Consider the following 20,443-nt stretch of genomic DNA (forward strand, 5'->3'; position numbering starts at 1 on the left):
CCTCCCTGTGTCTTTGCCACCTTTGATGCGTCTTTCACCTTCTACGCCTCCGTCACCCCGGGCTTGACCCGGGGGCCATCTTCAACAGGCGTGGATCCCGGCTCGGAGGCCGGGATGATAGAGAAGACCAACATTCGACGAACGAGCACAAAACATGACCAACACAGCAATGAGCAACTGGATTGACGTGGCCGCCGAGGCCGATTTGTTTGAGGGCGCAGGCATCGCCGTGGCCCCCGAGGGACAAGACATTGCCCTCTTCAGCGTGGACGGCGAAGTCTTCGCCATCAACAACCTGTGCAGTCACGGCAATGCCAAGTTGTGCGATGGCTTTGTCGAAGGCCACCATGTGGAGTGCCCGTTTCACCAGGCGCAGTTCAGCCTGCGCGATGGTTCAGTGGCCTGCGGCCCGGCGACCGAGCCGGCCAAAACCTGGCCGGTCAAGATCGAAGGCGGGCGGGTGTTTCTTCAGCTGGCTTGAGACGCAGGCGGTGTGTGTGTCAACAGCATCGCATCCCCATAACTGAAGAAGCGGTACTGGTTCGCAATGGCGTGTCGGTAAAGTCCCATGATGTGCTCGTAGCCCGCAAAGGCGCTGACCAACATCATCAGTGTGCTCTTGGGCAGGTGGAAGTTGGTGATCAGCCGGTCCACCACTTGGAATTCAAACCCCGGCGTGATGAAGATTTGTGTGTCGCCGCTGACCTGCTTGAACTTCGCCCACGACTCCAGCGTGCGCACCGTCGTTGTGCCCACCGCCACCACCTTGCCGCCCCGCGCTTTGCAAGCGGCAATGGCCTGCTGTGTGGCTTCGGGCACTTCGTACCACTCGCGGTGCATGGTGTGGTCGGCGATGTTCTCGGTCTTGACGGGCTGGAAGGTGCCCGCGCCCACATGCAGCGTGACGCTGGCGCGTTGCACGCCACGGGCTTGCAGCGCAGCCAGCAAGGCCTCGTCAAAGTGCAGTGCAGCGGTGGGCGCTGCCACCGCACCGGGGGCGCGCGCAAACACGGTTTGGTAGCGCTGCGCGTCTTCTGCGGTGTCGGTGTGCGCAATGTAGGGCGGCAGCGGCACATGGCCGTGTTTTTCCATCAGCGCATGCGGCTCATCGCTCAGTTGCAAATGGAACAGCTGGCCGTTTTCATCAGGCCAGCGGCCCAGCAGGGTGGCATCAAAACCACCGTTGTGGGCGCCGCCCATCATGAACATCTTGCCGCCCACCAAAGGCTTTTTGCTGACCTTCATGTGCGCCACCACCTGATCGCCAGGGAGCACGCGCTCGATCAGCAGCTCCAGCTTGCCGCCCGAGGCCTTCTCGCCAAAGATGCGCGCCTTGACCACCTTGGTGTCGTTGAACACCAGCAGGTCGCCCGCATGGAGCAAGTCGGGCAGCTCACGGAAGATGCGATCGACCACGGTGCTGGAGGAACCATCCAGCAAGCGAGAACCGCTGCGCTCGGCAGCAGGGTGTTGGGCAATCAGCGCGGGGGGGAGTTCGAAGTCGAAATCACGGAGGGTGAATTCGCGGGGGGAGGCGGAAAGAGTGGTCATGCTTCAGGGCCGGACAGGCCCGTTCGAAGTTGGAAAGCATGGATTGTAAGAACCTGGTTTGGGTTCGCGCACGTTGAGGACAAGAATGCGGGTCTGGCTTGGCTACTGAGGCTGTTGGCCTTCAATCTGGTCATTGCCGCGCTTGCTTGCGCAGCTGCATCGGCTGTCATCGTTTCGAGTTATGAAGTAATAAATACTTACACATTTGATGAAATTATTGAGTTTTGGATGACTAGAATTTGCACCCGGCGGACAAATTGTTCCCGTCCAAAAAATCAATCCATTGAAAGTCAATATGAAAAAAATGATCCGTTTCCTGAGCGTCACAGCCGTTCTCGCTACCGCCGCCGCTGCTGCTCAAGCACAGGTTTATGTCGAAGGCTCGGTCACTGGTTTGACCGCGAAAGAGTCCGTCTCGGGTGTCAACTACAAGTCCAAGCCATCCACTTTTTCAGGCCTCGTGGGTTACAACGTTCACCCCAATGTGGATGTTGAAGGCTATCTGGCTTTGGGTGCTGGCGAAACTGACATCACAAGCAACGGGGTGAGCACTGGTGACAAACTGAAGGCTAAAAGTTCATTCGGCGTGTTTGTGAAGCCCAAAGTAATGGTGAGTCCTGAGCTCGAAGTGTTTGGCCGCTTGGGCTTTTTGGAAAACAAATACGACACCATCGTTGGAAAATCCAGCTCTAGAACCACAGACGGCTCGGTCGCTTTTGGTGTCGGCGCCAATTACTACTTCGACAAGCGCACCTACGTGACTGGCAGCTACATGAACTACAACAACAAAGACGGCTTCAAAGTCAACGGTCTGAGCATCGGCGTGGGCTACAAGTTCTGAATTTGAACCACTGAAGCGTCACACATCAAGACAAAGCCGCCTTCGGGCGGCTTTGTTTTTGGGCATCAACCAAAGGCACAATCACGGACATGCCGCCCAAGCCCGTCACCACGCCAGCCAAAACGCTGTCTTCGCCTCAAAAAGCGCTGATCAAGCTGGGCTTGGTGCGCGACATCGATCTGGCGCTGCATTTGCCGCTGCGGTACGAGGACGAGACCCGCATCGTCAAATTGCGGGATGCGCGTGAAGGCGATACCGCGCAGATCGAAGCCACGGTGACGGCCTGCGAGATCACCATGCGGCCGCGAAGGCAGTTGCTGGTGACGGTGGACGATGGCTCCGACACCTGCGTGATGCGGTTTTTCAGCTTTTACCCATCACACCAAAAAGCGCTGGCTGTGGGCAACCGCATCCGTGCGCGGGGCGAGGTCAAAGGCGGCTTCATGGGCCTGACCATGATGCACCCGACCTTCAAGGCCGCAGGCGGCAACCTGGCCGAGGCGTTGACGCCGGTGTATTCCACGGTGGCCGGCTTGGCGCAGGCGTATTTGCGCCGAGCCGTGATCACGGGCCTGAACCATGCGGACCTGAGCGAAACCTTGCCGCGTGGCATCGCCTGGCCCGACAAGCGCGGGGCTTGGTCGCTGCGCGATGCGCTGCAGTTTTTGCACCACCCCACGCCCGATGTGTCGCTGGCCGCACTCGAAGACCGCAGCCACCCGGCCTGGATTCGCCTCAAATGCGAAGAGTTGTTGGCGCAGCAGTTGTCTCAGCTGACGGCCAAGCGCGAGCGCGACCTCTTGCGCGCCCCAGCTTTGAAACCCAAGCGCGGTGGTTTATGCGGTCAGTTGCTTCAAGCACTGCCCTTTGGTCTGACGAATGCCCAGCAACGTGTGGGTCAGGAAATCGCCCAGGATTTGGCCCGCCATGTGCCCATGCACCGCCTGTTGCAAGGCGATGTGGGCGCAGGCAAGACGGTGGTCGCCGCGCTGGCAGCCATGGTGGCTGTGGACGCGGGCTGGCAATGCGCCCTGATGGCTCCGACCGAAATTTTGGCCACCCAGCACTTTGCCAAGCTGGTCGGTTGGCTGGAGCCCTTGGACGTCAAGGTGGCTTGGCTGATTGGCAGCCAGAAGAAGAAAGAACGCGCCGCCATGCTGGCGCTGATCGAGTCGGGCGAGGCGGCTTTGGTGGTGGGCACACATGCCGTCATTCAGGAGCACGTCAAGTTCAAGAACCTGGCCTTGGCCGTGATCGACGAGCAGCACCGCTTTGGCGTGGCACAGCGCTTGGCCTTGCGCGGCAAGATGCAAGCCGAAGGCATGGAACCCCACATGCTGATGATGACAGCCACCCCGATCCCGCGCACGCTGGCCATGAGCTATTACGCGGACCTGGACGTGTCGGTGATCGACGAGCTGCCGCCCGGGCGCACGCCCATCGTGACCCGTGTGGTGTCGGACCACCGCCGCGACGAAGTGGTCGCGCGCATTGGGGCGCAGATTCAGCAGGGGCGGCAGGTGTATTGGGTGTGCCCACTCATTGAAGAAAGCGAGGCGCTGGACCTGACCAACGCCACCCAAACCCATGCCGATTTGAGCGAAGCCTTGCCGGGTGTGATGGTGGGTTTGCTGCATTCGCGCATGCCTGTGGCCGAGAAAAAGGCGGTGATGGAACTCTTCACAGCGGGCGTGATGGGCGTGCTGGTCAGCACCACGGTGATCGAGGTGGGGGTCGATGTGCCCAACGCCTCGCTGATGGTGATCGAGCACGCCGAGCGCTTTGGCCTCTCGCAGCTGCACCAGCTGCGCGGCCGGGTGGGGCGGGGTGCGGCGGCGTCGGCCTGTGTGCTGCTCTATGGCACGCCCGAGGGCGGTCGCCTGAGCGAGACGGCGCGTGAACGGCTGCGCGCCATGGTCGAGACCAACGACGGTTTCGAGATCGCCCGGCGCGATCTGGAAATTCGGGGGCCGGGCGAATTTTTGGGGGCGCGGCAGTCGGGCGCTCCTTTGCTGCGCTTTGCCGATCTGGAAACCGACACGCCCTTGCTGGAATGGGCCCGCGCATTGGCCCCGCAGATGCTGGACCAATACCCCGACTTGGCCGAGCGCCACATTGGCCGCTGGCTGGGCGGGAAATCCGAGTATCTGAAGGCCTGATGTTCAAATACGGCCCATGACCCTCACCGAACTCAAATACATCGTGGCCGTGGCCCGTGAAAAGCATTTTGGCAAGGCGGCCGAGGCTTGCCACGTGTCGCAACCCACCTTGTCGCTGGCCATCAAGAAGCTCGAAGAAGAGCTGGACATGAAAATCTTTGAGCGCAGTGCGAGCGAGGTGTCGGTTACCGCATTGGGCGATGAGGTGGTGCGCCAGGCGCAAAGCGTGCTGGAGCAGGCCGCCGAGATCAAAGAGATCGCCAAGCGCGGCAAAGACCCGCTGGCCGGCCCCTTGCGATTGGGGGTGATCTACACCATCGGGCCCTACATCTTGCCCGCCTTGGTGCGGCAGGTGATTGACCACACGCCGCAAATGCCGCTCATGCTGCAAGAAAACTTCACGGTGCGCTTGTTGGAGATGCTGCGCACCGGCGAGATCGATTGCGCCATCCTGGCGGAGCCTTTTCCGGACACTGGCTTGGCCATCGCGCCGCTGTATGACGAACCCTTTTTGGCGGCCTTGCCGCGCAACCATGCTTTGGCGGGCGAGGCCTCGTTGACGACCGATCAACTCAAGGCGGAGACGATGTTGCTTTTGGGCACCGGGCATTGTTTTCGGGACCATGTGCTGGAGGTGTGCCCAGAATTTGCCAAGTTTTCGAGCCGCACCGAGGGCATCCGCAAAAGCTTTGAAGGCTCATCGCTGGAGACCATCAAACACATGGTGGCCGCAGGCATGGGGGTGACCCTGGTGCCGCGCCTGTCGGTGCCCGAAGAGGCTTTGGCCCAGCCCGACAAGAAGTCGGTCAACGGCGATGCCCATGTGCGCTATTTGCCCATCGTCGATCCTCACGGCGGCTTGCCGCCCACGCGCCGTGTGGTGCTGGCCTGGCGGCGCAGCTTCACCCGCTATGAAGCGATTGCCGCACTGCGCAACGCGGTCTACGCCTGCGAGCTGCCAGGCGTGACGCGATTGTCTTGATGTGGGCTTGCGTGTGCCAGAGCTGAAGCTGCCGAACTGCAGGCTTCAGCGTCTTCCGGGCATCACGCCCAAGCCCATGGCACATCCAATCAGCGCCGGTTGCTCGGCACGGATCACATAGGTCGGGATCCGCTTCATGTAATTTGCAAAGCGGCCTTTGGCTTCAAACGCGGCGCGAAAACCCGATTTCGCAAAGTAGTCGCCCAAGCGGCCGATGACACCGCCGCCGATGTAAATGCCGCCGCGTGCGCCCAGCGTCAGGGCCAAGTTGGCGGCCGCATGGCCCAGCAGGCGGCACATGCGATCGAGGGCTTCTTCGCAGGCGACATCTTGGGCCGCCAAGGCGCGCTCGCTCACCTGCGCGGCAACCAAGGGCTCGGCCTCTGTGCCATTGAGCTCGCAAATGGCGCGGTACAAATTCTCCAGCCCCATGCCCGAGATGACCCGCTCGGCTGACACATGCGCATGCGTGCGCCACAGCACGCGCAATATGTCCGCTTCGCGCTCGCAGGTGGGGGCCAGGCTCACATGCCCGCCTTCGCCCGCAATCGGCACCCAATCGCCACGGCGCGAGCGCACGAGAGACGACACGCCCAAACCGGTGCCAGGGCCGATCAGACCCTTGGGCGCATCGGGCACGGGCTCGCCCGAGCCGATTTGTTCCAGATCGGCGCCGCTCAAGGCCGGAGCGGCCATGGCCATGGCTTCCCAGTCGTTGAGCATGAGCAGGCTGTTCAGGCCCAGCTGCTGGCGCGTGGCCTTGATCGAGAACTGCCAGTGGTTGTTGGTCATCTTCAGCAGATCGCCGTCGATGGGGTTGGCGATCGCGATGCAAGCCTCGCGCACCGCGGGCTGACCGGCTTGTTGCAAGTAGGCCTGCGCTGCAGCGGCCAGGTCAGGGTACTGGCCGGTGGGCAGCGTGATTTCTTGCGCGATGGGCGTGCCATCGCCATGCACCAGGGCAAAGCGGGCATTGGTGCCACCGATGTCGCCTAAAAGGCGTGCTGCGTTGGCGGATGTGGAGTGGTTCATGTGGGACATGTGTGTGTTGGCGACAAGGGTATCAGTCAGGCGGGCTGTCCGGATGCAGGGAAGTTACCAATGGGCTCATGTGGCGTGTCATGCACGGTCGTGCATCACCCGGTCCATCAGCGCCCGAACCTTGGACAAAAAGGGCGCTTCGGTGCGCCCTTGAATGGTCACCAGACCAAAGCGGGCTTTCGCGTTCAGTGCGGGTGTGACCGGCAGCTCCACCAGGTCGGGGGCGGACTCGCGGATGGCCAACACGATGGCATCGCTGTGCCTGACCACCTCCAGCAAGCTCGAGACTTCTTCGCAGCGCAAATTCACGAGCTGGTCAGGGTGGCCTTGCGGACCAAAGCGTTCGATCAGGATGCGCGCCACCTCGTCACTCAAGGGCGTCGACGCAATCGGGTAATTCAGCAGCATGTCAAACGGCACGCTGCGTTTTTTGGCCAGCGGGTGTTGTTTGCGGCACATGAAGGTGCCCTTCATTTCTTGCAGCGCTTCCACTTTCAAGTCGGTCGCCGGTTGCAGTGAACGGATGTCCAGAATCAGCGCATCCAGGGTGCGCTCGCGCAGGGCCTGCACCAAAAGCGCCGTGCTGCCGCGTGAGATGTCGATGTGCGCTTGCGGGTGCTCTTGGGCCATCAGCATCAAGAGAGGCGTCATCAGCATGGCGCCTGGCCCCGAGCCCATGCCCACGCGGAATTGGCCGATCTCGCCTTTTTGCAATTGCAGGCTGGTCAGGCGCAGCTCGTTGGCCTCGTCCACCAGCACGCGGGCGCGCTGCACGATGTGTTGGCCAAACGGTGTCAGTTCGTTCTTTCGGCCGATGCGGTCAAACAGGGCTTGGCCCAGTTCGTCTTCCAATGCCTTGATGCTGCGGCTGAGCGCCGGCTGCGTCAGGAACAACTTCAGGGCCGATTGGCTGAACGAGCCGCTGTTGGCCAGCTCGATCAGGTGCTTGAGTTGAACCAGGGTCATGGGCGCTCCAATCCATAACTGAAAATCATGCTAGCTGGCATAAAAATGCATTGGACATTATAGGAACGGTTTTTTACGATGGCCGCACACAACAACTTTTTGGAGTCGAGACATGAGCAAAACCATTCGTCGCGTAGCCGCCTTGCTGAGCAGCCTGCTGCTGGCCAGCGCCGTGAGCTCCCAAACTTACCCCAGCAAAGCCGTCACCTTGTTGGTGCCTTACCCCGCTGGCGGTTTGTCGGACGTGATCGCCCGCACGGTGAACAACACCTTGTCCAAAAACATGGGCCAGCCCGTGATCGTGGACAACCTGGGTGGCGCCAGCGGCTCGATCGCCGCGCAAAAAGTGCTGAACGCGCCAGCCGATGGCCAGATCATTTTCCAAGGCTCGCCCAATGAGTTGATCCTCGCGCCCTTGGCCATCTCGGCCGTCAAGTTCAAGAGCGAAGACTTCCGCTTGGTGCAAATGATCGCCACCGCGCAGATCGCCTTTTTGGCCCGCAAGGATTTGCCCGTGAGCAACGTGGACGAATTCCTGGAATACGCCCGCAAGCAGGCCGCACAAGGCCGCCCCATCACTTACGCCAGCGTGGGCCCAGGCTCGTTCTATCACCTGCTGGGTGAGCACTTGTCCAAGATCACCAACATCCCGATGACCCATGTGCCCTACAAAGGCATGGCGCCTGCCAACCAGGATCTGCTGGGTGGTCAAGTGGACATCTTCCTGGCACCTTTTGGCAAGGCTTCTGAAGAATTGCAAAAGCAGGGCAAGCTCAAAGTGCTGGCCATGCTCAACAGCGAGCGCCTGGACTCGGTCAAAGACTACCCCGCCATCACCGAGAGCAAGTCGCTCAAGAACTTCACCTTCAACATCTGGACTGGCTATTTCGTGAAGAAAGACACGCCCGAGCCGATCGTGCAGGTCATCCACAAGGCGATCACCGATTCCTTGACGGACCCCGCTGTGCGCGGTGGCCTGGAGGCCAACAGCCAGCTGGTGGCCAAGCCTTTGTCGCTGCAAGCCGTGGGCAAGGCCTACACCGACGGCACGGCCCAGTTCCGTGCGATTGCCAAGTCGATCAACCTGCAGCCGCAGTGACATGACCTATTTGCGCGATGCGCTCACCGAAAGGGTGGGCGAATTCATCCAGCTGCGGCGTGACATCCACAGCCACCCCGAGTTGGCGTTTGAAGAACACCGCACCTCGGACCTGGTGGCGGCCAAGCTGCAAAGCTGGGGCTACCAGGTGCACCGCGGTTTGGGCGGAACGGGTGTGGTGGGCACTTTGAAGCGCGGCAGCAGCGAGCGCAAGCTCGGCATCCGCGCCGACATGGACGCCTTGCCCATTCAGGAAGCCACCGGCGCCGAATGGGCCAGCACGCGCCAAGGCCTGATGCACGCTTGCGGGCACGATGGCCACACCGCGATGCTGTTGGCCGCGGCCAAAGCCATCGCGCAAGCGCCTGAATTTGACGGCACGCTGAACCTGATTTTTCAGCCGGCCGAAGAAGGCGGTGGCGGTGCGGTCCGCATGATGGACGATGGCTTGTTCGAGCACCACCCCTGCGACGCCGTGTTTGCCATGCACAACATGCCCGGCACGCCGGTGGGGCACTTTGTGTTCCGCGATGGCGCGGCCATGGCGTCGAGCGATTACGTCACCATCCGCATCCACGGCACCGGCGGCCACGGCGCCATGCCGCACCGCGCGGCCGATCCGCTGGTGGCAGCCTCGTCCATCGTGATGGCTTTGCAGACCATCGTCTCGCGCAATGTGGACCCGCTGCACACCGCCGTGGTCACCGTGGGCGCTTTGCATGCGGGCCAGGCCAACAACGTGATCCCGGCGCTGGCCACTTTGGAGCTGAGCGTGCGTGCGCTCGACCCGCAGGTGCGCCAGTTGCTGGAGCAACGCATCAAGGCGCTGGTGACGGCGCAAGCCGAGAGCTTTGGCGTGCGTGCCGATGTGGCGTGGCGGCAAGGCTATTGCGTGCTGGTCAACCACACGGCGCAAACCGAATTTGCCCGCCAAGTGGCGCTTGACTTGGTGGGGCCTGAGCGCGTCACCTTGAACGGCCCACCGATCACGGGCAGTGAAGACTTCGCCTTCATGCTGGAAAAAGTGCCGGGCAGTTATTTGCTGATTGGCAATGGCGACGGCGATTCGGCCGGCGCGTGCATGGTGCACAACCCGGCGTATGACTTCAACGATGAGAACATCGCCACGGGCGCTTCTTATTGGGTCGCGCTTGTTCAGGCCTACCTCGCCGTTTAAAATCAATTAAAACCATCGACCTTGTGTCGACATGTGATCGGGAGAGACTGCCACCGCGCCAGCGGCAGGCAGCGCCGAAGGAGCAACCGCCCCGGAAACTCTCAGGCCAAAGGACCGGTCACATGCCAATTCTCTGAAGAGCTGCTGGCGTCATCGTCCGCCAGTGCACCGAAGGAGCAAGCGATGCGCCCCCGTGCGCGTCGTGAATCTCTCAGGTCCTGATACAGAGGGGGCGCCACCGACATGCGGCTTGCATGCGGTGGCCCCATCCTTTGACGTCTTGGAAAGCTCACTTTCATGAAAACCATTGCAGTTATTGGCGGCGGCATCACCGGCGTCACCACCGCTTATTCCCTGGCCAAACGCGGCTTTGCCGTCACCTTGTTCGAGCGCCATCGCTACGCCGCGATGGAAACCTCTTTTGCCAACGGCGGTCAGCTGTCGGCCTCCAACGCCGAAGTCTGGACCCACTGGTCCACCATCCTCAAGGGCATCAAGTGGATGCTCAAAAGCGATGCGCCTTTGTTGGTCAACCCCGCACCCACTTGGCACAAGCTGTCGTGGTTTGCCGAGTTCATCGCGGCCATGCCCCATTACGAGCGCAACACCGTCGAGACCGCCCGCCTGGCCGTGGCGGCACGCCAGCACCTGTTTGCCTGGGCGCAAGAAGAGGGCATCGACTTCGATCTGAAAAAAGAAGGCATCTTGCACATCTACCGTGACAAGAAGGGCTTTGACCATGCTGGTCGCGTCTCGCAAATGCTGGCCAAAGGCGGCTTGCCACGCCGCGCTGTGACGCCCGAAGAAATGAAGGCCATCGAGCCCACCTTGGCGGGCACTTATTACGGTGGCTACTTCACCGAAAGCGACTCGACCGGTGACATCCACAAGTTCACCAACGGCCTGGCTGCAGCAGCTGAGCGCCTGGGCGTGAAGACCTTGTACGGTCAAGACGTCAAGTCGGTGCGCAGCGATGGCCAGCAAGCCGTCATCACGGTGGATGGCGATGAAGGCAGCGTAGTGCACACCTTCGACGGCATGGTGGTCTGCGCCGGTGTGGCCAGCCGCGACTTCGCCTCGCAACTGGGTGACCGCGTCAACATCTACCCTGTCAAAGGCTATTCGATCACCGTCAACCTGAACGACGAACAAAGCCAGGCAGGGGCCCCCAACGTGAGCTTGCTGGACGACGAAACCAAGCTGGTCACCAGCCGCTTGGGGCTCAACCGTTTCCGCGTGGCGGGCACGGCCGAGTTCAACGGTGTGGACCGTGACATCCGCGCTGACCGCATCCGCCCCTTGATCGAGTGGGTGGAGCAGTGCTTCCCCAAGATCAACACCCGCTCGGTGGTGCCATGGGCCGGCCTGCGCCCCATGATGCCCAACATGATGCCCCGCGTCGGTCGCGGCAGCAAAGCCAACGTGTTCTACAACACCGGCCACGGCCACCTGGGCTGGACGCTGTCGGCCGTGACCGCCGACATGGTGGGCAATGTGGTGCAAGAAGCCAGCCGCTCGGTGCAGCTGGCCGCTGTGTTTCAGCCCGCCTGACGCACCCGCCAAAACAGCCAGCTGGCGATGCACAGGTTGAGCAGGTTCCACGCGATGCCATTCAAAAAGGCCGCGTGGTAGCTGCCGGTCACATCGAACACCCAGCCGGACATCCAACCCCCCAAGGCCATGCCCAGCAGCGTGGCCATGATGACGGCGCCCACCCGGGCGCCGGCTTCTTTGGGGTCAAAGTGTTCGCGGATGATGATCGCGTAAGCGGGCACGATGCCGCCTTGAAACAGGCCGAACATGGCCGACACCAGGTACAGCGGCACCAAGCCATCAAAAGGCAAGAACATCAACAGCGCCACGCCCTGCAGCATGGAGCCCAGCAGCAAAGTGCGGATGCCCCCAATGCGGTCGCTGATCACGCCAAACACCAGTCGGCTGACGATGCCGCTGGCCAGCATGAGTGAAAGCATCTCCGCCCCGCGTGCCGCGCCAAATCCCAAGTCGGTGCAATAGGCCACGATGTGCACCTGCGGCATGGACATGGCCACACAACACGCCACACCCGCCACACACAGCAAACCCTGCGCCACAGAAGGCTTGAGGCCAAACGGCCGACTGCGGTCCAGCACAGGCGCTGCGGCGTTGGCCGGTGCCAGCGTCACCAGCGGTGGGCGTTGGCGCATGCGTGTGGCCAGCAAGAACATGCCCACACCGCAAAAAATGCCCAGCATGATGTAGGTCTGACGCCAGCCCAAAGTCTCGATGCCGCGCTGCACCAAGGGCGGCCAAATCGTGCCCGCAATGTAATTGCCACTGGCGCAAATGGCCACTGCTATGCCTCGGCGGCGGTTCCACCACAAAGCGGTGTCGGCCATCAGCGGCGCAAAGGTCGATGAACTGCCGATGAACCCCATCAGCGCATGCGCCAGACCAAAGGCCCAGATGCTGCCCGACATGCCCGCCCAGACAAAGCCCCCACACACCGCCAGCGCTCCCACCCACAGCACCGGCATCAGCCCGTGCCGATCGGCCATGCGACCCGTGAGCAATCCGCCCAAGCCCAGGCTGATCATCATCAGCGTGTAAGGCAACGAGGCATCGGCCCGGCCCACCCCAAACTCGGCCTGCACCACCGGCAGCACCACCGAGACGATGTACATGCTGCTGTTGCCCAGCACCACCAGCCCCAAGGTGATCAGCAAGCGCCAGGCGGCCTGGCGGGAATCGATGAGGGAAGGGTCGGCGGGGAGGGTGTTCATCGGGGCAATTTAGCCGATGAGCCGGGGAGGACTTGTCTTGTCGGTTACTGGACTTGGATGATGGGCAGGCACCGTTGAGGTGTCATCCGGCGCTGTTGATGTGCCACCTCAGGCCGTTGAGGAGTCCCAGAGCTGTTGATGTGTCATCCCGGTTATTGATGTGTCACTTCGGGGTGTTGTTGCGTCACTTCGGGGTTTGATGTGTCACCCTGGGGTGTTGATGTGTCACCCCGGGCTTGACCCGGGGTCCATCTTCGGTGCCTTGGCTACGACACAGGTCTGCATGGATCCCGGGTCAAGTCCGGGATGACGCAAGGTGACGTGAATCCCGGATCAGGTCCGGGATGACAAAGAGGGGACGTGGATCCCGGATCAAGTCCGGGATGACACGGCGCGATCAACTCAGCAGCGCATTCACCCGCTTCACATAAGCCGCAGGGTCAGCGGGCAAACCGCCTTCGGCCAACAGTGCCTGGTCAAACAGGATGTGGGCCAGGTCGTGGAAGTGGACCGAGCCGTCGAGTTTTTTGACCAGCGCGTGTTCGGGGTTGACTTCGAGCACGGGCTTGACTTCAGGGGCGCTTTGGCCGGCTTGTTTGAGCATGCGGGCCAGTTGCATGCTCATGCCGTCGTCGGTCACCACCAGGCAGGCGGGGCTGTCGACCAAGCGGCTGGTCACGCGCACGTCTTCGGCTTTGTCTTTGAGCGCTTCTTTCAGCTTGGCCAGCACGGGTTTGAAGGTTTCGGCCGCGTCTTCGGCGGCTTTCTTTTCTTCTTCGTCTTGCAGCTTGCCCAGGTCGAACGCGCCTTTGGCCACGCTTTGCAACGGGGTGCCGTCAAACTCGTGCACAAAGTTCAGCGCCCACTCGTCCACGCGGTCGGTCATGAGCAGCACCTCGATGCCCTTTTTCTTGAAGACTTCGAGTTGCGGGCTGTTCTTGGCTGCCGCCAGGGTGTCGGCGGTGATGTAGTAAATCGCGTCTTGGCCTTCTTTCATGCGGGCTTTGTAATCGGCAAAGCTGACGCTCACGGTGTCGTGGGTCGATGAGGCAAAACGCAGCAGTTTGGACAAACGCGCTTGGTTGCCAAAGTCTTCGCCCAAGCCTTCTTTGAGCACCGCGCCGAACTCAGCGTAGAACTTGGAATACTGACCGAGCTTGGCTTTGTCTTCTTCACTCAAAACGTCGGTCACGCCATCGGCAGCAGCCTCGGGGGCTTGGTCGTGCTTCGCCAGGTCCTCCAGCATCGACAACACACGCTTGGTGCAGCCTTCGCGGATGGCTTTGACGTCGCGGCTTTCTTGCAGCAATTCGCGGCTCACGTTCAGGGGCAGGTCGGCCGAGTCCACCACGCCCTTCACAAAGCGCAGGTAGCTGGGCATCAGCGCTTCGGCTTCGTCCATGATGAAAACGCGCTTGACGTACAGCTTGATGCCCGCCTTCTTGTCGCGGTTCCACAGGTCTTGCGGGGCCTTGCTGGGGATGTAGAGCAGCTGGGTGTATTCGGTGCTGCCTTCCACGCGGTTGTGTGTCCAGGTCAGCGGGGCTTCAAAGTCGCGGCTGATCTGTTTGTAGAAGTCGGCGTACTGCTCGTCGCTGATGTCTTTCTTGGAGCGGGACCACAAAGCGCTGGCTTTGTTGATGGTTTCCCACTCGCCGGTCTTGACCATGGCGCCGGGCTGGCGGCCACCCTCTTCGTTGTTCGGCTCGATCAACTCGCCGTCTTGCCACTCTTCCTTTTCCATCAAGATGGGCAGGCTGATGTGGTCGGAGTATTTGCCGACGATTTCCTTGAGCTTCCAGGTGTTGGCGTAGTCCAGCGCTTCTTCGCGCAGGTGCAAGATCACGCTGGTGCCACGCTCTGCGCGGGTGATGGTCTCGACCTCAAAGTCGCCTGTGCCGCCGCTGATCCAGCGCACGCCTTCGGCCGCTGCCGCGCCTGCACGGCGGGTTTCTACGGTGATTTTTTCCGCGACGATGAAGCCCGAGTAAAAGCCAACACCGAACTGGCCGATCAGCTGCGCGTCTGATTTTTGGTCGCCGCTCAACTTGCTCATGAAGTCCTTGGTGCCGCTCTTGGCGATCGTGCCCAGGTGGTCAATGGCTTCTTGCGCCGTCATGCCGATGCCGTTGTCGGTGATGGTCAGCGTCTTGGCGGCTTTGTCAAAAGACAGGCGCACTTGCAGCTCAGGCGCATCTTCGTACAGGGCGGTGTTGTTCAGCGCTTCAAAGCGCAGCTTGTCGCAGGCGTCAGACGCGTTGGAGATCAGCTCGCGCAGGAAAATCTCTTGGTTGGAATACAGCGAATGCGTGACCAGGTGCAGCAGTTGCGCGACTTCGGCCTGAAAGGCATGGGTTTGTTTGCTCATATCAATTCAAAAAGTAAAAATCAAAAAACCAAAACGCCCCACAGTTAGGGGCGTTGGTCGGGGTTTCAAGAGGGGTCAGAAGGACTCGTTGGGCCCCAGGTAGCGCCAGGTCCCAGCCGGCATTTGGCCCAGCTGCACGCCACCCATGCGGATGCGTTTGAGGCCCACCACTTTCAGGCCGACTTGTTCGCACATGCGGCGGATCTGGCGCTTTTTGCCTTCGGTCAGCACAAAGCGCAGCTGTTCGGGGTTTTGCCAGTCCACTTTGGCGGGTTTGAGGGGTTTGCCATCCAGGCTCAGTCCGTGGCGCAGGCGCTCGAGCAGTGCCTTGGGAAACACGGCTTGCACGTTGGCGCTGACGCGGTCGAAGTCGCCAATGGTGGTCAGCTGGTTGGCTTTGCCGCCATAGGTGGCCGACGCGGCGGTGGCGGCGGCGGTGTTTTCGTGGCCGGTGTAGGCCACGCGCACCAAGTACTCTTTTTCCATCTCCGAGTCTTCGCCGATCAACTGGCGCGCCACGCGGCCGTCTTGCGTCAGCACCAGCAAGCCCGTGGAGTCGATGTCCAGGCGTCCGGCCGGGGCCAAACCGCGCAGGTGGGGTGGTGTGAAACGCAGCTTGGACGGGTCGCCGCCCCAGTGGCTGCGCGGGTTGATGAGGGTGATGGCCGGCTCGTGCCCGTCTTCGGCTTGGCCGCTCACATAGCCCATGGGCTTGTGCAAAAGAATAGTCACTTGCCGGTCTTGTTGTTGCTCGGCGGCTTTGTCGATGGTGATGCGGTCCGACAGCGTGACTTGCTGGCCCATGCTGGCGGGCAGGCCATTGACCTTGACCCAGCCTTGTTCGATCCAGGCATCGGCTTCGCGGCGCGAGCACATGCGCAGCTCGGCCATGCGTTTGTTGAGGCGCGAGGTGCCGCTGGGGGCAGCCGCTTCGCCTTTGCCTTCGGGGCGGGGGGCGCGTTTAAAAGCCGGGGGCTGGGTCATGGGTGTACTGAATCAAAAAAGGGGCCAAATTGGCTGGGTGACCATTGTCCCTTTTTTTGATCAGAACCCTTCAGGGGCTGTGTGCAAAAAAGTGCGCCAGGTCCTTGAGTTGCGCATCGTTGATGCCGTAAAGCGCTGCAGCCATGACGGTGTCGCGGCCCGGGCCGGGGTTGTCGCGGTATTCCTTCATCACGTTGCGCAAAAACTCTTCTTGCTGGCTGGCCAGTCGTGGCACTTGGTCACGGCCTTGGTGGCTGGGCAGGTGGCAGGTGCCGCACAGGGCCGCTTTGGCCAGTTCTTTACCGCGCTGAAAGCTTTGGGCATCTACCGTTCCTTTGGCTGGAGCGGGTGCAGGCTGGGCCGAGAAGTAGCGCGCCAGGGCGGTCAATTCGGCATCGGGCACACCGTCGAGCGAACCCTTCATGGCCGGTATGTCGCGCAGGCCTTCGCGGATCAACACCAACTGGTTTTCAATGAACACACGGGGCTGAGCGGCCAAGGAGGGGATGGCCGGGATTTGTGACACACCGCCAGGGCCATGGCAGGCCATGCACAGGGCGGCGCGCTCGGGGGCTTTGATGCTGGCATTGACTTGGGCTGTGCCTGAAACGGCCGGTGCAGCGGTTTGCGCCAGCACCGGCCAGGCCGTCAAGCCGGCGCTCAACACCAGGGCGGCTGCCCTGGTGTGCAGCTTGCGCTTACTTGGCATACGAGATGCGGTAGATGGCGCCCAGTTGCTCGTCCGAGACCAGCATGGAGCCATCGGGCATTTGCAGCATGTAAGTGGGGCGGCCCCAGAAGCTGTTGTCTGCGTCGTCTTTGAAGCCAGTCAGGAAGGGCGTGATCTTGGCGTTTTTGCCATCCGCATCGGTGGTGACGGTGACCACGTCATAGCCAAACTTCTGCGTGCGGTTCCAAGAGCCTTTGCGCGCCACAAACAAGGTGTTTTTGTATTCGGCTGGGAACATGTTGCCGGTGTAGAACTTCACGCCCATGACGGCAGCGTGGGGTCCCATGGTGGTCACGGGCAAGTTCACGCCATCGCAGGCTTTGTCTTTGACGATGTCGCGGTCAGGAATGCCATTGGCGTGGCAGTAAGGGAAACCGAAGTTCAGACCGGTTTTGGGCATGCGGTTGAGTTCGTCTTCCGGGCCGTTGTCCCCCATCCAGTCGCGGCCATGGTCGCTGAACCACATTTCCTGGGTGACGGGATGCCAATCAAAGCCCTGTGTGTTGCGCACACCAGTGGCGATCACTTCCATGCCCGAACCGTCGGCGTTGTAGCGGCGGATCTGGGCGTATTCGGCACCAGGCTCGCAGATGTTGCAAGGTGCGCCAAAAGGCACATACAGCTTGCCGTCCGGACCAAAGCTCAGGTACTTCCAGTTGTGGTGTTGCAGTGGTGGCAGCTTGAACGCTGCGGTCATGTCCACCGGCTGCGCATTGGGGTTGGCTTCGATGTTGTCAAAACGCAGGGCTTTGTCAACGGACATGACGTAGAGGTTGCCCTTGTGCAAGGTGACGGCGGGTTGGTTCAGCTTGTCCACGAGCACGCGGCTGGTGCGCTCCTTGCCGTTGTCGCTGATTTCATAAACGCGGCCCAGGCCGCGTGTGCCGGCGTAAATCTTGCCGCTCTCGCCTCGGCTCATGGCTCGGATGCCAGGCGTGCCAGTGGACCAGATTTCGGCCTTGAAGCCTGGTGGCAATTTGAGCTTGTTCAGGGGAATGTCGGCAGCGGGTGTGACGGTCAGCTTGCCCGCCAAAGGCGCCAAGGTGGAGTTGGCGTTGTCGGCATTCATGCCTTGCTTCCAGGCTGGAGGGGGCGCGGCCGGCGCGGCTGTTTGGGCCATCGTTTGACCGATCCCGAGCGCCAAAGCTGCGGCACTGACTGCGATTTTCTTGAACATCATTAAGCTCCTGAGGGGTGACGAATGAACACGCGCAAGCGTAGTGGCCTCAATCCTCGCCAGATACAGGGTTATTGCTGAGGACAATTGGTTTTGCGTCGCCCATATGACATGGTTGTTTGCCTTAAAAAGAGGCCGTGCGCAGCCCCTGCAAATCCAGAATCCGCAAGCCGCCGTATTCCACCCGGATGAGCTGCCGCTCTTCCAGCACTTTGAGGGCTTCGTTCACGCGTTGACGCGACAAACCCACCAGATAGGCCAGCTCTTGCTGGGTGATGCGCAGCACATCACCCACACCCGAGAACAGCACCGGGTTGAACAACGCAGCCAGGTGGCGGGCCAGGCGCAGTTCGGGGTTGTTCATGCGGTCGAGCTCGCGTGCGGCAATGAATTGGCCCAGGCGCTCATTGAGCTGGTTCATGATGAAACGGTTGAAGCCCAGAGAGTGGTCGATCAACCAGTGAAAGGTGTCCACCGGCAAGCCCGCCACCACGCTGGCGCGCAGGGGCTGGATGTTGTAACGGTAGATCTCGCGCTTGAGGGCGGTGCCTTCGCCGAACCAGCCGCCAGGCGGCACACCGGTGAAGGTCATGGTCTGGCCGCTTTCGTTGTCGCTGCTCATCTTGAGCAGGCCCGAGACGACGCCAAACCAGTAGGTGGCGGGCCGGCCAACGCGGCAGACGTAGTCACCCGGCTGCGGGTCGCTGACCACCAGTTCGGATTCGATCTGTTGTCGCTCGTTGGCCGTCAGCAAACTGAGCCACGGGATGCTGGTGAGTTCTTCGGCGGTCGGGCTGCGGCGGCGCTGGTGGACGCTGGGTGTGGTGGCCATGGCAAGTGTCAGACTCAGGTCAGTTGTGATAGGGGTCTTCCCTGAATTGTCGTCGAAACGACAACTTGGCGTCAAATGCAGGCCTACTATCCGCATCAGTTCAGTTGCAGCCACCTTTGCTGCAGCGCTTTTGGAGACAGGCTACGTGATGCAAACAACGTTTCCCCGATTGATGCTCAAGCATGCTGCCGAGCGCCCCAGCGCGCCGGCTTTGCGTGAAAAAGAATATGGCATTTGGCAAACCACCCCCTGGGCGGATTTGGCCAAACTGGTCGAGGCCATCGCCTGCGGCTTGCACCAAGCTGGCTTGCAGCGCGGTGAGCACATGATCATTGTGGGCTCCAACCGCCCCCGCTTGTCGGCCACCATGCTGGCGGCGCAGGCGCTGGGTGCTATTCCCGTCAACCTCTACCAAGATGCCGCAGCGGCTGAATGCGTATTCCCCATCACCAACGCCGAAGTGCGCTTTTGTGTGGTGGAAGACCAGGAACAGGTCGACAAGATGCTGGAAGTGCGCGAGCAGTGCCCGCAGCTGAGCCACATTTTTTATGATGATCCACGCGGTTTGCGCAATTACGTGGAAGACGGTTTGGGTTCGCTGGACGAGTTGATCGCCGCCGGTCAGGTGTTCATGGCCCAACATCCGCAATTTTTCCACCTCGAAGTGCAAAAGGGCAGCAACGGCGATGTGGCCGCGATGTTTTTCACATCGGGCACCACAGGTAACCCCAAGGGCGTGGTGCACACCCACAGCAGCCTGATCGACCGCGCACAAGCTGGCGCTGAATTCGACAAGCTGACGAGTGCCGAAGACGTGCTGGCCTATATGCCGCCCGCCTGGATCGGTCAGAACATCTTCAGCTACGCGCAGTGGCTGGTGTGTGGTTACGTGGTCAACTGCCCCGAGTCGGTAGCCACCGTCACCATCGACCTGAAAGAAATTGGCCCGACTTATTACTTTGCGCCGCCTCGCGTGTTCGAAGGCATGCTCACCAGCGTCATGATCCGCATGGAAGACGCCGGCAGCCTCAAGCGCAAGATGTTCCATGCTTTCATGCGTGTGGCCAAAAAAGTGGGCCCGGCCCTCATGGACGGCCAATCTGTCGGTCTGGTCGACCGTTTGAAATACGCCATCGGCAACTTCCTGGTTTACGGCCCATTGCGCAACAACCTGGGTTTCAGCCGCGTGCGCGTGGCCTACACCGCCGGTGAGGCGATCGGTCCTGACTTGTTCACCTTCTACCGTTCGATCGGTGTGAACATCAAGCAGCTGTATGGCTCGACAGAAACCGCCGTGTTTGTGTGCCTGCAGCCCGACAACGAAGCGCGTGCCGACACCGTGGGCGTGCCTTGCAAGGGCGTGGAGATCAAGGTCGCTGACAACGGCGAGATCTTGGTCAAGTCGCCAGGCTTGCTCAAGGGCTATTACAAGAATCCTGAAGCCACCGCCGAAGTGTTGACCGCCGATGGGTGGTACCACACCAGCGATGCCGGCTTCATCGACAGCCACGGTCACCTCAAGATCATTGACCGCGTGAAAGACGTGGGCCGCCTGCTGGGTGGTGCCAACGACGGCGCGATGTTCGCACCCAAGTACGTCGAGAACAAGCTCAAGTTCTTCCCCTTCATCAAGGAAGTGGTGGCTTATGAATCGCCCCGGGTATCGTGGAGGCTGGTTGGTTTAAGTTGAGACCTCGGTCTCGTTGCTCTCGGCTAGTTGCCGGTAGTAGTTCACCTCAGCTTCAGCCGGTGGAATATACCCAATCGAGCTGAG

16 protein-coding genes, 1 pseudogene and 1 riboswitch are annotated in these 20,443 nt (G+C 61.1%); of the genes and pseudogenes, 8 read left to right on the forward strand and 9 right to left on the reverse strand.

The window, feature by feature from the left end; all coding sequences use genetic code 11:
• Positions 1 to 154: 154 nt before the first annotated feature.
• Positions 155 to 481, forward strand: a complete 327-nt coding sequence (locus B9Z43_RS15725; RefSeq protein WP_108326890.1) for a non-heme iron oxygenase ferredoxin subunit — start codon at positions 155 to 157, stop codon at positions 479 to 481.
• On the opposite strand, the gene queA is transcribed toward B9Z43_RS15725, so the two are convergent.
• The gene (gene queA, locus B9Z43_RS15730; protein WP_108326891.1) at positions 469 to 1,551 is read right to left on the reverse strand and encodes a tRNA preQ1(34) S-adenosylmethionine ribosyltransferase-isomerase QueA; all 1,083 of its coding nucleotides are present in this window, start codon (positions 1,549 to 1,551) and stop codon (positions 469 to 471) included. The genes B9Z43_RS15725 and queA overlap by 13 nt on opposite strands.
• 295 nt (positions 1,552 to 1,846) lie before the next feature.
• Between queA and B9Z43_RS15735 the strand changes: the two genes are divergently transcribed.
• The 3 genes from B9Z43_RS15735 to B9Z43_RS15745 all read left to right on the forward strand — a co-directional run bounded on the left by B9Z43_RS15735 (position 1,847) and on the right by B9Z43_RS15745 (position 5,533).
• Positions 1,847 to 2,392 carry an outer membrane beta-barrel protein gene (locus B9Z43_RS15735; protein WP_108326892.1) on the forward strand — a complete coding sequence of 182 codons (546 nt, stop codon included), beginning with the start codon at positions 1,847 to 1,849 and terminating at the stop codon, positions 2,390 to 2,392.
• A gap of 89 nt (positions 2,393 to 2,481) precedes the next feature.
• Positions 2,482 to 4,551, forward strand: coding sequence for an ATP-dependent DNA helicase RecG (gene recG / locus B9Z43_RS15740; RefSeq protein ID WP_108326893.1), 2,070 nt, complete (start codon positions 2,482 to 2,484; stop codon positions 4,549 to 4,551).
• 16 nt (positions 4,552 to 4,567) lie between these two features.
• Positions 4,568 to 5,533, forward strand: coding sequence for a LysR substrate-binding domain-containing protein (locus B9Z43_RS15745; protein ID WP_108326894.1), 966 nt, complete (start codon positions 4,568 to 4,570; stop codon positions 5,531 to 5,533).
• A 45-nt stretch (positions 5,534 to 5,578) separates the two neighbouring features.
• On the opposite strand, the gene B9Z43_RS15750 is transcribed toward B9Z43_RS15745, so the two are convergent.
• Together B9Z43_RS15750 and B9Z43_RS15755 are read right to left on the reverse strand one after the other, a co-directional pair.
• Complete coding sequence (locus tag B9Z43_RS15750) at positions 5,579 to 6,565, reverse strand: glucokinase (RefSeq protein WP_233250130.1); 987 nt, start codon at positions 6,563 to 6,565, stop codon at positions 5,579 to 5,581.
• An 87-nt stretch (positions 6,566 to 6,652) separates the two neighbouring features.
• The gene (locus B9Z43_RS15755) at positions 6,653 to 7,540 is read right to left on the reverse strand and encodes a LysR family transcriptional regulator (protein ID WP_108326896.1); all 888 of its coding nucleotides are present in this window, start codon (positions 7,538 to 7,540) and stop codon (positions 6,653 to 6,655) included.
• Positions 7,541 to 7,652: 112 nt separating this feature from the next.
• Here B9Z43_RS15755 and B9Z43_RS15760 point away from each other — a divergent pair, with 112 nt between their 5' ends.
• From B9Z43_RS15760 to B9Z43_RS15770, 3 genes are all read left to right on the forward strand, one after another.
• A complete protein-coding gene (locus B9Z43_RS15760; protein ID WP_108326897.1) occupies positions 7,653 to 8,639 on the forward strand; it encodes a tripartite tricarboxylate transporter substrate binding protein in 987 nt (328 codons plus the stop codon).
• A gap of 1 nt (position 8,640) precedes the next feature.
• On the forward strand, positions 8,641 to 9,816 hold the full coding sequence (locus B9Z43_RS15765; protein WP_108326898.1) for a M20 aminoacylase family protein: 1,176 nt from the start codon (positions 8,641 to 8,643) through the stop codon (positions 9,814 to 9,816).
• 28 nt (positions 9,817 to 9,844) lie between these two features.
• Positions 9,845 to 9,943: riboswitch (glycine riboswitch) on the forward strand.
• Positions 9,944 to 10,113: 170 nt separating this feature from the next.
• Entirely contained in the window at positions 10,114 to 11,367 is a 1,254-nt protein-coding gene (locus B9Z43_RS15770) for a D-amino acid dehydrogenase (RefSeq protein ID WP_108326899.1), read from the forward strand.
• Here the strand turns inward: B9Z43_RS15770 and B9Z43_RS15775 are convergent.
• The 6 genes from B9Z43_RS15775 to B9Z43_RS15800 form a co-directional block, all read right to left on the reverse strand.
• Positions 11,355 to 12,578 carry an MFS transporter gene (locus B9Z43_RS15775; RefSeq protein WP_108326900.1) on the reverse strand — a complete coding sequence of 408 codons (1,224 nt, stop codon included), beginning with the start codon at positions 12,576 to 12,578 and terminating at the stop codon, positions 11,355 to 11,357. The genes B9Z43_RS15770 and B9Z43_RS15775 overlap by 13 nt on opposite strands.
• 397 nt (positions 12,579 to 12,975) lie before the next feature.
• Entirely contained in the window at positions 12,976 to 14,946 is a 1,971-nt protein-coding gene (gene htpG / locus B9Z43_RS15780) for a molecular chaperone HtpG (RefSeq protein ID WP_108326901.1), read from the reverse strand.
• Positions 14,947 to 15,021: 75 nt separating this feature from the next.
• Entirely contained in the window at positions 15,022 to 15,930 is a 909-nt protein-coding gene (locus B9Z43_RS15785; RefSeq protein ID WP_108326902.1) for a pseudouridine synthase, read from the reverse strand.
• A gap of 70 nt (positions 15,931 to 16,000) precedes the next feature.
• On the reverse strand, positions 16,001 to 16,639 hold the full coding sequence (locus tag B9Z43_RS15790) for a c-type cytochrome (protein WP_233250131.1): 639 nt from the start codon (positions 16,637 to 16,639) through the stop codon (positions 16,001 to 16,003).
• On the reverse strand, positions 16,629 to 17,837 hold the full coding sequence (locus B9Z43_RS15795; RefSeq protein WP_108326915.1) for a sorbosone dehydrogenase family protein: 1,209 nt from the start codon (positions 17,835 to 17,837) through the stop codon (positions 16,629 to 16,631). The genes B9Z43_RS15790 and B9Z43_RS15795 overlap by 11 nt, the downstream gene beginning before the upstream one ends.
• A gap of 124 nt (positions 17,838 to 17,961) precedes the next feature.
• Complete coding sequence (locus B9Z43_RS15800) at positions 17,962 to 18,669, reverse strand: Crp/Fnr family transcriptional regulator (protein WP_108326903.1); 708 nt, start codon at positions 18,667 to 18,669, stop codon at positions 17,962 to 17,964.
• A gap of 148 nt (positions 18,670 to 18,817) precedes the next feature.
• On the opposite strand from B9Z43_RS15800, the pseudogene B9Z43_RS15805 reads away from it, so the two are divergent.
• Positions 18,818 to 20,329 (forward strand): annotated as a pseudogene (locus B9Z43_RS15805) (long-chain fatty acid--CoA ligase); the annotation flags it as partial.
• Between the last annotated feature and the right edge of the window lie 114 nt (positions 20,330 to 20,443).

The sequence above is a fragment of the Limnohabitans sp. MMS-10A-192 genome (assembly GCF_003063335.1).
In the GTDB taxonomy this organism is placed as follows: domain Bacteria; phylum Pseudomonadota; class Gammaproteobacteria; order Burkholderiales; family Burkholderiaceae_C; genus Limnohabitans_A.

Bases quoted from the DNA above. Each gene is read 5' to 3' on its own strand.
- B9Z43_RS15725 (WP_108326890.1), top strand. From the start codon at position 155: ATGACCAACACAGCAATGAGCAACTGGATTGACGTGGCCGCCGAGGCC.
- queA (WP_108326891.1), bottom strand. From the start codon at position 1,551: ATGACCACTCTTTCCGCCTCCCCCCGCGAATTCACCCTCCGTGATTTC.
- B9Z43_RS15735 (WP_108326892.1), top strand. From the start codon at position 1,847: ATGAAAAAAATGATCCGTTTCCTGAGCGTCACAGCCGTTCTCGCTACC.
- recG (WP_108326893.1), top strand. From the start codon at position 2,482: ATGCCGCCCAAGCCCGTCACCACGCCAGCCAAAACGCTGTCTTCGCCT.
- B9Z43_RS15745 (WP_108326894.1), top strand. From the start codon at position 4,568: ATGACCCTCACCGAACTCAAATACATCGTGGCCGTGGCCCGTGAAAAG.
- B9Z43_RS15750 (WP_233250130.1), bottom strand. From the start codon at position 6,565: ATGAACCACTCCACATCCGCCAACGCAGCACGCCTTTTAGGCGACATC.
- B9Z43_RS15755 (WP_108326896.1), bottom strand. From the start codon at position 7,540: ATGACCCTGGTTCAACTCAAGCACCTGATCGAGCTGGCCAACAGCGGC.
- B9Z43_RS15760 (WP_108326897.1), top strand. From the start codon at position 7,653: ATGAGCAAAACCATTCGTCGCGTAGCCGCCTTGCTGAGCAGCCTGCTG.
- B9Z43_RS15765 (WP_108326898.1), top strand. From the start codon at position 8,641: ATGACCTATTTGCGCGATGCGCTCACCGAAAGGGTGGGCGAATTCATC.
- B9Z43_RS15770 (WP_108326899.1), top strand. From the start codon at position 10,114: ATGAAAACCATTGCAGTTATTGGCGGCGGCATCACCGGCGTCACCACC.
- B9Z43_RS15775 (WP_108326900.1), bottom strand. From the start codon at position 12,578: ATGAACACCCTCCCCGCCGACCCTTCCCTCATCGATTCCCGCCAGGCC.
- htpG (WP_108326901.1), bottom strand. From the start codon at position 14,946: ATGAGCAAACAAACCCATGCCTTTCAGGCCGAAGTCGCGCAACTGCTG.
- B9Z43_RS15785 (WP_108326902.1), bottom strand. From the start codon at position 15,930: ATGACCCAGCCCCCGGCTTTTAAACGCGCCCCCCGCCCCGAAGGCAAA.
- B9Z43_RS15790 (WP_233250131.1), bottom strand. From the start codon at position 16,639: ATGCCAAGTAAGCGCAAGCTGCACACCAGGGCAGCCGCCCTGGTGTTG.
- B9Z43_RS15795 (WP_108326915.1), bottom strand. From the start codon at position 17,837: ATGTTCAAGAAAATCGCAGTCAGTGCCGCAGCTTTGGCGCTCGGGATC.
- B9Z43_RS15800 (WP_108326903.1), bottom strand. From the start codon at position 18,669: ATGGCCACCACACCCAGCGTCCACCAGCGCCGCCGCAGCCCGACCGCC.